The organism is Candidatus Poribacteria bacterium, assembly GCA_009839745.1.
Classification (GTDB): Bacteria; Poribacteria; WGA-4E; order WGA-4E; family WGA-3G; genus WGA-3G.
Genome location: VXPE01000074.1, coordinates 63,971 through 74,937, shown reverse-complemented (window position 1 = coordinate 74,937; position 10,967 = coordinate 63,971). Strand labels below are relative to the sequence as shown.

At 48.2% G+C, this 10,967-nt stretch carries 8 protein-coding genes; all 8 read right to left on the bottom strand.

The features are described from left to right. Nucleotides 1-47: 47 nt before the first annotated feature. The 8 genes from F4X88_12200 to F4X88_12165 all read right to left on the bottom strand — a co-directional run bounded on the left by F4X88_12200 (nt 48) and on the right by F4X88_12165 (nt 10,961). A complete protein-coding gene (locus F4X88_12200; protein ID MYA57053.1) occupies nt 48-824 on the bottom strand; it encodes a DUF1549 domain-containing protein in 777 nt (258 codons plus the stop codon). 118 nt (nt 825-942) lie between these two features. Further along, on the bottom strand, nt 943-1,995 hold the full coding sequence (locus F4X88_12195) for an NAD(P)-dependent oxidoreductase (GenBank protein MYA57052.1): 1,053 nt from the start codon (nt 1,993-1,995) through the stop codon (nt 943-945). A 241-nt stretch (nt 1,996-2,236) separates the two neighbouring features. Further along, nucleotides 2,237-3,085, bottom strand: coding sequence for a hypothetical protein (locus tag F4X88_12190; GenBank protein MYA57051.1), 849 nt, complete (start codon nt 3,083-3,085; stop codon nt 2,237-2,239). A 44-nt stretch (nt 3,086-3,129) separates the two neighbouring features. Further along, entirely contained in the window at nt 3,130-4,758 is a 1,629-nt protein-coding gene (ggt, locus tag F4X88_12185; protein ID MYA57050.1) for a gamma-glutamyltransferase, read from the bottom strand. 156 nt (nt 4,759-4,914) lie between these two features. After that, the gene (locus F4X88_12180; GenBank protein MYA57049.1) at nt 4,915-5,985 is read right to left on the bottom strand and encodes a Gfo/Idh/MocA family oxidoreductase; all 1,071 of its coding nucleotides are present in this window, start codon (nt 5,983-5,985) and stop codon (nt 4,915-4,917) included. A 98-nt stretch (nt 5,986-6,083) separates the two neighbouring features. Further along, nucleotides 6,084-7,238, bottom strand: coding sequence for a hypothetical protein (locus tag F4X88_12175; GenBank protein ID MYA57048.1), 1,155 nt, complete (start codon nt 7,236-7,238; stop codon nt 6,084-6,086). Nucleotides 7,239-7,311: 73 nt separating this feature from the next. Beyond that, nucleotides 7,312-7,665, bottom strand: a complete 354-nt coding sequence (locus F4X88_12170) for an STAS domain-containing protein (GenBank protein ID MYA57047.1) — start codon at nt 7,663-7,665, stop codon at nt 7,312-7,314. Nucleotides 7,666-7,886: 221 nt separating this feature from the next. Next, nucleotides 7,887-10,961: a type I restriction endonuclease subunit R gene (locus F4X88_12165; protein ID MYA57046.1), complete on the bottom strand. Its 3,075-nt coding sequence runs from the start codon at nt 10,959-10,961 to the stop codon at nt 7,887-7,889. Nucleotides 10,962-10,967: the final 6 nt, after the last annotated feature.

The following is a 10,967-nucleotide window of genomic DNA, read 5'->3' as shown; positions in this document are numbered from 1 at the left end:
CAAAAGGGTTCTCTTTCTTCAAAAAATTCAGAAATTAATTATCAAACTCACGTTGCTTTATTCGTAATGAGAAAATTATCCATCCTTCTCTCATTACCTACCCTATCCATCGTCTGGATGTTTCCCTTCCGCTGACTCTCAATGCCGGTGAAAAAGGCAGCCATCCCGTAGTAATCCTCTTGACTCCATATTTCTGTTTTATGATCGTGGCACTCGGCACACTGCATCGGGAGTCCCAAGAAAAGTCGAGAGGTCTGCGAAGTGAGAAAAACGGGTGAACGTTCGTAACGTAGAATATAGTTTCCTGCGCCGTTGTCCCGCAATTCACCGTCAGCTGAGATGAGTTCTTGAACGAATTGATTGTAGGGTATGTTCTTGGTCAAGGCATCATGGACCCAATACGTTAACCCGATGCGTCGATCATCGCCATCTTCGCGCCTACCGATTAACCAGTTCACCCATAACCGTGTCCAATAGTCGAGATAGGCATTACTCGTTAACAGTTCCCGGATCTTTCTTTGCCGTTTATTTGAAGAGCCGTCCTTGAGAAAATCCAAGACCTCTTCAGGCGTTGGGATTTTTCCTGTCAAATCGAGATGAACCCGACGCAAAAACTCAGCATCTTCCGACATCTTTGAGGGTTGGATACCTTCCCGCTTAAGCACGGCATTGATATACCGATCGAGATGTTTCGTGCTTGATGAGACCTGCAGCGTCGGCGCGACCGGCGTCTTGGTGCAGCTGAGCATCAGGCAGGTAAAAACAAATAAGGAAAGTGAGGATACGCCAAGATAGATTTTCACGATCAACGAACTCCAAAACATCAGGTTTAGGACTTCCTTATAATCCTACGGTTAGCCTGCAACAACGTCGCAGGCGGATTTAAGAGAGGCACTTGATAGTTTCTCTGTCCCTCGTTCCTCCGCAAGGTAAAATTAAAAATTAAGTCCATCGAACGCCCGTCGGAATGATGCCCACATCTTCACCGCGGCGCATCGCTTCAGCAGCATCGAGGATACTTGCTAAATCGTGTTGTGGTTCAAAGTCCAATAGCGTTTTGATCTTGCTTAAATCAAACTCAAAATACAGGGGTTGGGGGAGTTGCACATCAACAGAATCCATCTGGTAACGTTCACATAGGTATGGAATCACCTCTTCATGCTTGAAGATGCCGTTTCCGCCGAGCGTGAATTCTTCACCGACAGCAGCATCCTTTTCAATCCCTAACACCAATCCTTGGACAATATCCCGAACATCGGTGAAATGTTCCTTATAGGGGCGTCCGTCAGGATTGCGTTTGAGTATGAATTTCTCCTGCCCGTCCCAAAGACGTTTGACGGTGCCCGCGGTTTCTAACTCAACTGGATCATCACCATTATAATTTTCGTATCGATTATAAATAGGGCTAAAGACGAATTGTTTGGGTAAGCCGTCTTCGTTGAGATATTCGCTCGGTTCAATAACGGTTGTGAAGCGGAAGACAGTTGAAGGCACGCCATATTGGTGATGATATGTCATGCACAATTCCTCACCAATCCATTTCGTAAGGAAATAGGGCATGTGATGGTATTTAGCGACCATGTCTTCGGTGATACGTGTGTTGAAACTCCTACCTTTTTCGGTGAGTTCCCAATAAATCGCTTCGGTACAGGCATAGACGAGTCGATGGATGTTCGGATTACACTCACGGATGCTCTCTAAGATATTGAGCGTTCCCATCCCGTTGATTGCCAGGTACTGACGATTATCAAACGGACCTCCGAAGGCTGCAGCGATGTGATAGATGGCATCTACGCCATCAACGGCTTTTTTGACATCTTCGTATTCCCGTAGGTCGCCAAGAACGGTCTCGACGCGATCCGTTCCATCCCATCGTCCAACACGATTGACATCCCCCGGATAGACGAAGCTGCGGATGTCGTGCCCTTTTTCCAGTAACTTTTTGACAAGGTTGGACCCAATACGGCCTGTGCCACCTGTGACTAAAATTTTCATTAATGCTTCTCCTAAAATCCAACAATAGTAAGATATACGATTACCTCACTGTTGCGACAGGGGTACAAACCTCGCCAGTGAGGAAGGGCGGATCTATTTCCGCTAATAACGCTTACACATTCCTATTTATCACCATAAAAAGCAGGGCTGCACTCAGGTGGATACAGCCCTGCTTTACAACTGTCTTTCTCGAGCCGTGAAGGATGTCCCATCGCTCACAGTTCAACGAAAGAGATCGTTGTTAGGATTTGATCTCTGCCCACCTAACTGCTAATTTATGTCTTGGTTCTACAGAGAATGCGGTGCTTATGAGCTTTATATTATCTATTGCCCACCACCAATCATTCTGCGCGTCGACGACACCGAAACTAATCGTCATTTCAGCGACACCGGCGGGGTTGTCAATCGGAATTTCTAACGTTTCGTTTATTTGCTCCCCATCATTTATCTTTTCCTCTTTGAGTTTGAGGGTAGGAATCGTAACAAGGGTATGCGCGCCTGCATCAATACCGACGCTCTTGAAGAATAGGATGTGTTCTTCCGTATCCCCGTCGAAACTTACTATGATCTCACCATTTTGAGTATCTTCAGGGCGCCAACTCGAATCCAATGTTAAGACGAGCGACTTTGCTGCCGCGCCTTTGATTTTAATCGGTGGGGTGATTAAGTGTCCATTCCAACGACTCTGAGCGTCAGGGTCGCCATTTCCTTCCCAATCGTCCCACTCATCAGGATCAGAAACCGCACCTTTACCTACACCCTTACCATCATTGTGTACCCCTGTGAACTCACTACGCCGTTGGTCTTCCGCCGTTCGTGTCCACCACTCAAGGTCAACAATCGCCCACGTTCTCCATTCAGGCATTCCGAGGTCTTTAGGATTTTCGTTTGTGATTTCCCAACCCTCAGGCGGTGTGCCTGACCAAACGTCTTTATCCTTAATCTGTTCCATGATACTTGCTTCGAGTGTCACGCCTTCAAAATCTTCTTCAAAAAGGACAACCTCACGGCTCCAAGTTTGTGGTGCTACAAGACAAAAGGTTATCGACAGAACCGCGTATGTAACGATCCTCATAGTGGTGCTACTCATAGTTAGCCTCCATTTGAATCTTTCTTTATATCGAAAACAATGCTCTAAAAAGTAACCGCATACCCATCGGTTCTCGGATCGGAACCTCCAATGAGTGCTCCCGATTCAGGATGTACCATGATAGCCTGCGCACTCCCTGGACCACCCCAATCACCAACAATCTGGAGTTCATGTCCCCTTTCTCCTAATCCATCCTTGGTATCCGAAGGGAACCGGTTTTCTAACTGAAGGTCATTGGAGCAGGTGTGCGGAATCGTGGATTCCATCGGGTTCTGCAAACTCCGCCAGCGCGGCGCCGAGACGGCTTCTTGCGGGGTCATCCCGAAATCAATCATGTGGGTAACAAGCTGCAGATTCGTTTGGACCTGTGTATCCGCCCCAGGTGTCCCGCATGCTATGAAGGGTTGACCGTCCTTTGTAACAATGACAGGGTTCATCGTGTGGCGGACGCGTTTGCCCGGCATCAAGTTGTTGGGGTGTCCCTCTTCTAAATGCCAATAGGTCATGCGATTGTTCAGGAGGATACCTGTATCACCTGCTACGAGGCTGGAGCCGAACCCCGACTGAATGCTCTGCAGTATACAAACGAGATTTCCCGCCCGATCCGCGGTGCAGAAACAGGTTGTATCTTCGTGTGCCTCTGGACCACCTGCTGGGACATCAAAAGCCGCTTTATCTAAGTGGATACGTTCCGCTTGTTCAGCGGCGTAGGATTTAGATAGCATTCCTTCTATCGGGACATCCACCCACTCTGGATCCGCCATATATTGTTCTCGATCCGCGAAGGCGAGTTTTTTTGCCTCAACCATTAGATGCACGCTTTCGGCAGTGTTACACCCTAAGGTTTGCAAGTCAAAGAGCTCAACCATGTTTAATTCTTGAAGTAGGATATGCCCACTTGAATTGGGCGGCATTTCATAGACTTCATATCCGCGGTAGTTGACATGTATCGGCTCAGCCCAATGTGCGTGGAAGTCAGCGAGATCTTCAGCAGTCAGGAGTCCATCGTAGGCACGGCTGAATTCACCGATGGTTTTAGCAATTTCACCTTTGTAGAATACGTCTCTTCCATGTTTCGCAATCCTTCGGAGGGTGTTACCGAGATTGGGATTCGCGAGGAATTGACCCGCTGCGATCGGTTCGCCGTCGTTGGTAAAGACAGCGCGCGAGTCCGGTTCGGCAGCGAAGCGAGCGTTTTCGCCTTTAAGTCCGCCCGCAAGTCTATGACTCACTGGAAAACCTTCCTCACAGAGCGAAATTGCGGGTGCGAAAACGTCTTCTAATTTGAGCGCACCGTAGCGTTCGTGCGCAAGGAGCCATGCGTCGACGATCCCTGGCACCGAGACACTTCTTATGCCTTTCATCGGGATCCCACCATCTTTGAGATAGGTTTCCCGGGTCGCAGCACGCGGGGCGGGTCCAGTTCCATTCACTGCCTCGACCTTCCCAGTTTCCGCCCAATAGATGAGAATAAAGCCGTCGCCTCCAAGCCCAGAGCCAGCGGGTTCAACCATACCGAGTGCTACAGCAGTTGCGATAGCAGCATCGACAGCGTTCCCACCCGCCATCATCGTCTGAATGCCAGCCTGTGAGGCAAGGACGTGTCCGGATGTAACCATACCGTTTCTGCCCATCACAGATGGGCGAAACGCTGAGCCGTGTGGAGATTGCATTTTTCAATTTTCCTTTTTTTAGTTTTCCTTGCGGTTCGGTCAGGTTGGTTTGATGGCTGAAGTGCCTTTCCGTAGATCTAGGGGAAACACCCAAGCAAAAACCCTGCTCCGTCGTTGCAGGCTACCCTTTTAAGGTAGCGGGCAAACTGGTAACTATTAAGCAAGCATCTTCTTCGCGAATGTTTCGACATCAACTTTTTCGTGCGTTCGAGCCGACTCGTTGCATGCTTCCATGAGTATCCATGTGCCGAGTGTTGTGTCCTGCATCCAGTCGCGATCTGTGCCATTGGCAATTGCCTGTGCAAAGGCATCGAATTGGAGCCGATCGTCTTCTATGAGTCCTGCGTGTAAATCTTGGAGGTTTAGATCTTCAATTGTTTCACCAAGCCGGAAGAGTTGAAGGTGTCCTGCATCCCGTCGGAGGTCTCCGTCCTCGCCGTGGAATGTCCAGTGTCCGCTCCATCCGAACGGGGCTGTATGTGCTGCCCGTGTTCCTGCGTAGGAGAAGGGCGCGCCGTTGGCATACTCCATGAGCGCGTTGCCACCAGCCGTTCCCCACGCTTCAATCTGCCCAAGTTCCGGGTCTCGTCGATTATGGACGTGAGCGGTAACGTATTTGGGAAGTCCCTTCGCCGCAACAAGCTGATCGAGTTGGTGACTCGTACCAGCGTGGAAGAAGAGTCCATCCACATAGGCATCCGGTTGTCGAGAGTCTGGACCCGTGTATAAATTTTGGCGAATCCAGAATCGACACTCCCCTGCTAACATCTCACCGATGCCGTCCTCTTCCCGGAGCCACTCCCGCATTTTCGCAGCGGCAGGATTCCATCGCTTATTTTGACCTTGAACGAGCATCAAGCCAGGGTTCGCTTTATGTGCGTGTATAATGTCGTGGAATTCTGCCTGTGTCGTTGCGATGGGTTTGACACAGAGGGTATGCATACCGAGGTTCAGACTTTCAACAATTAACTTGGCGTGAACGGTTGTTGAGGCATAGATGAGGCATGCTTGGGCATCGTGTTTCTCTTTCGCCTCGGTTATTGTCGTGTAGATACGATCGGCGAGGTAGTCGGGGACATCCCCTTCTAAACTTGCTACAGCCTCGCGAGCTGCAGGGAGGTTAATGTCCACACAGGCAACGGGATTAAGACCTTTTGAATTGATTTGCGCCTGTAGGCGACCGTGCGCGAAATGGGTACATCCGACATGAATCGTAGGAATCGGCATTTAAAAGTCTCCGTTCGTACGCTGACGTTAATAGTAAGGAATTGGAATTAACCGAAAACCACCGTGGAACGAAGTGGAACGGTGCCCAGATTTAATAATTAAAAAGCCTCAACGACAGGTGGATTGATGAAATCGTGGTATTTCGCCCCTACATTTCCAACGTTGGCATCCCCAGCGTGGATGAGGACGCGGAACCGGAAGTGCATCTCTTCACCTTGTTTGAGTGTATAGGAACCATTTTTAGAAGGATCGCTTTCGAAAGTGCCGCCTCCGAATATATTGCTTCCCATTAGCCCGTAATTGCGCACATGCCAATACGTCGGATAGCGTGGGTTGACAATATGATCGAACACAGCAATACCAACAGACGTTCCATCAACAATACCGGAATAATCGCACCAGTTCGCGCGCTTCCCCCAGGTTTCTGTCTCATTGATACCGCCAAAAGCGTTCTCTATCTTCCCGCCATCTGAAGCGTTCATCGAGGGATGTACCCGGATTGAGATAATACCGCCCTCTTTGGTATCTCCGAAATAGACATCTCCCGCGGAAGCGATAAAACTGAGATCGAGATCCAGGATTGCGGCATCTTCGGGTAAGTTATAGATGCGGAAATTCTGCACGTCCGTCATCAAAACCTCTCCCGCTTGGGTCTGCCAACTGTTTCCCGTATAGAGTCTACCGACCACAGCCCCACCCTGTTTTTGTGTGAAGTTTTGATGCACAACCCTTCCGGAATTACTGCCTTCACCCCATAAATCAACATCGTTGACTTCGCCGTAGGCGACGTAGAGGGAACGGTGATGGACGTGGTCCTTTGAGATGTCGCTTGTTTCACCGCGTGTTACCTCGCGTCCATTCGGACCGAGAACCGGAAAAAAATATGGACGAAACTGCGCTTTTGCATAGCGAAATGTTGTAAAATGTCGGTCATTGAGTGTTACGGTTATGGTTTCGGCTTCTTCTTTTAACTGAACGCCTGTCTCGCCCGTAACACTTCCTTCCGATAGCGTATAGGTCCGCGATTCACCGGCGGCGAGTTCATTGAGTATCCAAGTTAAGGTAGTCGTGCCATCCTCGGCAGCGTAGCACTGTGCTGAAATGACATCACCGGATGCGACATCTGTTAAGGTAACGGCACGATCGTGAAGTTGGCTCACACCGGGATGGTCAACGTTAACGCTAACAGGACACCCATCCCGATTGTGAAAACCAGCATCGACAGTAAACGTCGGAAGATTCTGATTTGACATAAATCTCCTTCCTCGTATCTTGATTTCCCTCAGAAATTTTCCTAAGTAGCAACAGGGACAATCGCCCTATTGATTAGCTTGCCTCAGAGGTTAGGGCGAGGATTCCCTCTTCTTCGCTATTGTAGTTTTCAAAAACGCTCATTAAGCGTCCGAGGATGAGAAGATTGCGGATATGTGCACCTGCGTTGACGAGTGCCGTCCGCCCGCCTTTGCGGGAAACCGTCACGTTCACAGATACCAACGTGCCGAGACCGCTACTGTCCATACGGGTAACATTCTCGAGGTTAAAGATAACCTTTGGGGAGTCAAAATGCTCCTCCAATTCCTCATTAATTTGCTCTCTAATTTCAGCGTTTGCCGCACCAATCATACGGCCCGTGGGTCGAATCACAATGACCCCTTCTCTTTGACGGATTTCTGCTAACATATATTTTCCTTTCTTAGTTGTTTGCGTTATGACATTGATTTAGAATTGAAATACATGCCCTAACAAAAGATGCCTGATAGATTAATATAATTGATTTTTGAAACTTTGTCAAATATTTTTAGTGCATTTTGGGCGATATTTAGTTTTGGGAATATGCAATATCTACTGGATAGACGGAAAAAAGAATTGCCTTAGACCCAAAATGGACTGTTTTCAATCTTCTACGCTGCCCAATCCTTGCACAATACCTCTGCCTGTTCCAAGACAGTTTCAGCAGCCTTTTCCTGTTTAGCCCGCGGATAGCCGTGTCTGCGAAGAATACGCTTCACCATTCTTCGTATATTCGCGCGGGCACTTTCTTTTATTGCCCAGTCAATACTCACGTTCTGTCGAACGGTTTCCACAAGTTCAACAGCGATGGCTTGTAGCGTCTCATCACCCAACACTTTGACAGCACTATCGCTAACTTCAAGGGCGTCATAGAATGCTAATTCTTCATCCGACAGTCCTAACTCTTCACCTCGGTCCTGTGCTTGACGCATCTCTTTTGCAATTTTGATGAGTTCTTCAATGACTTGTGATGCTTCAATTGTCCGGTTCTGATAGGTGCGAATTGAACCTTCCAGCATACTGGCAAATGAACGTCCTTGGACAACGTTTTTCTGTGAGCGGGTTCTAACTTCATCACCAAGCAGTTTCTCCAAAAGTTCAACTGCCACGTTTTTATGAGGTAAATCCCGCACTTCGGCAAGGAATTCATCAGAAAGAATTGAGACATCAGGCTTCTCCAATCCGGCGGCAGTAAAGATGTCAACCACACCTTCAGAAGCGACTGCCTTGGACACTAACTGCTTAATGGCTTGTTCTGTAGTTTCAGCCTGTGTTTCTTCTGCAGTTGAGGGTTTTGCCAAAACCTTTCTTACTGCCTGAAAAAAGGCAACATCGTCGCGAATCTCAGTTGTTTTTTCATCTGGCACAGCCAGAGCAAACGCTTTGGAGAGCTCAGTAACCACTTTCAGTAAACGCTCTTTGCCATCCTTTTGTGCCAATATATGTTCTTGTGCCGGTGGTAGTAATCTCATTCGATCTTCGGCATTCCCAGTAATCCATCGCGACCAGTCAAATCCATGGAAAAGTCCACAGCAGATCTCGTATTTCTCCAACATCACGGCGACTGCTTCAGCTTTATCAAGCGTAGCGTTTCCTTTTCCACCGCTTTTAGTGTAATTCTGTAAGGCCTGTTTTAAATGGTAAGCAAGCCCTATGTAGTCTACAATCAAACCGCCGGGTTTGTCACGGTATACGCGATTGACACGGGCAATCGCCTGCATCAGTCCGTGTCCACGCATCGGTTTGTCTACATACATAGTATGAAGGCTTGGCGCGTCAAATCCTGTTAGCCACATATCGCGGACAATGACAAGTTTCAGCGAGTCATTCGGATTTTTGAATCGAGTTGCCATTTCTTCGCGCCGCGCCTTGTTTCGGATGTGCGGCTGCCACGATACATCATCAGAGGCAGAACCTGTCATCACAACTTTTATCTCACCCTTTTTATCATCGTCATCATGCCACTCTAGGCGGCGTTTGACAATGGCATTGTAGAGGTCAACGCAGATGCGGCGGCTCATACCAACAATCATCCCCTTACCCTCTATCGTTTCCAATCGTTCTTCAAAATGTGCAATTATGTCGTCCGCGATGAGTCCGAGCCGTTTTTCGGTTCCGACCAATGCTTCAAGTTGTGCCCATTTAGTTTTGAGTTTTTCCTTTTGTGTTGTCTCCTCTCTTTCGGTCACTTCCTCGAATTCTGGATCAATATGGGGCTTTTCGTTCTCGTCAAGTTCAATCTTGGCAAGACGGCTTTCGTAGTAAATTGGAACGGTGGCACCATCATCAACCGCCTGTTGGATGTCGTAGACGCTAATGTAATTCCCAAAAACAGCAAGGGTGTTGCGATCCGCCAATTCAATCGGCGTGCCGGTAAATCCAATAAAAGAGGCATTGGGAAGCGCATCGCGTATATGACGAGCGAATCCATCAATAAAACCGTATTGGCTACGGTGTGCTTCGTCCGCGATAAGCACGATGTTACGCCGATCGGACAGTTGCGGAAAACGGGTTTCCTCACCTTCAGGAAAAAATTTTTGAACCGTAGTAAAGACGACACCACCAGAGGCAACCTTCAGGAGTTCACGCAAATGCTTCCTGTTTTTCGCCTGCACGGGGGTTTGCCGCAGGAGTTGCTGACACCGAGCAAAAGTGCCGAAGAGTTGATCGTCTAAATCATTCATATCAGTGATAACGACGAGCGTTGGATTTTCCATCTGCGGGTGTTGGATGATACTACCGGCATAAAACGCCATCGTTAAGCTTTTACCTGAACCCTGGGTGTGCCAGACAACACCACACTGCTGCTCGCCTTCCGGGCGCGAGGCTTGGACGGTTGTATCAACTGCGGTTTTAACTGCATGAAATTGGTGATAACCAGCGATTTTTTTCGCGATCGTCCCACTGTCGGTTTCTTCAAAAACGATGAAATGTTTGAGATAATTCAAAAATCGGCTTTTCTCAAAGGCCCCCTTAAGCAAGATTTCCAATTCCAATTCGGCTGATGGTGCCTCGTCCTCTCCTTCGATTGTCCGCCACGGCAAAAACCATTCCGTATCGGCGGTTAAGGATCCGATACGAGCCTCTAATCCATCAGAAATGACGATCGCTTCGTTATAGGTGAACAGTGTAGAGATTTCCTGTTTGTAAGTCTGGATTTGACGAAACGCTGTTAAGACCGTGGCTTTTTCATCGGTTGGATTTTTGAGCTCAATCACGGCTAAAGGGAGTCCGTTGATAAACAGAACGATATCCGGACGGCGATCACTTTTTTCTACCACTGTGAATTGGTTGACTGCGAGCCAGTCGTTGTTTGCAGGGGTATCAAAATCGATGAACCTTACTTGTCCACTGCGTGGTGTTCCCTCTGGTTGTCGATACTCGACCTCTACACCAGCAACCAGTATCTGATGAAATGTCTGGTTGTTCTGAACCAGAGCGGGAGAATCTGGATGAAGCACTTTACGGATTGCTTCTTCCTGTGCATCGGCGGGTATTTCTGGATTAAGATGGGCAACTATATCTCGTAAACGGCTGGTTAAGATTACTTCACTGTAAGAGGAACGTTCAGCATCGGACGTGTCTGGTGCTATGTCAGGACCGTGTAAAACGGTGTAATCCAAATCAGCAAACCACTTAAGGGCAGTTTCTTCGATATCGGATTCGTAAATTGTATTGAGATTCATGTTATT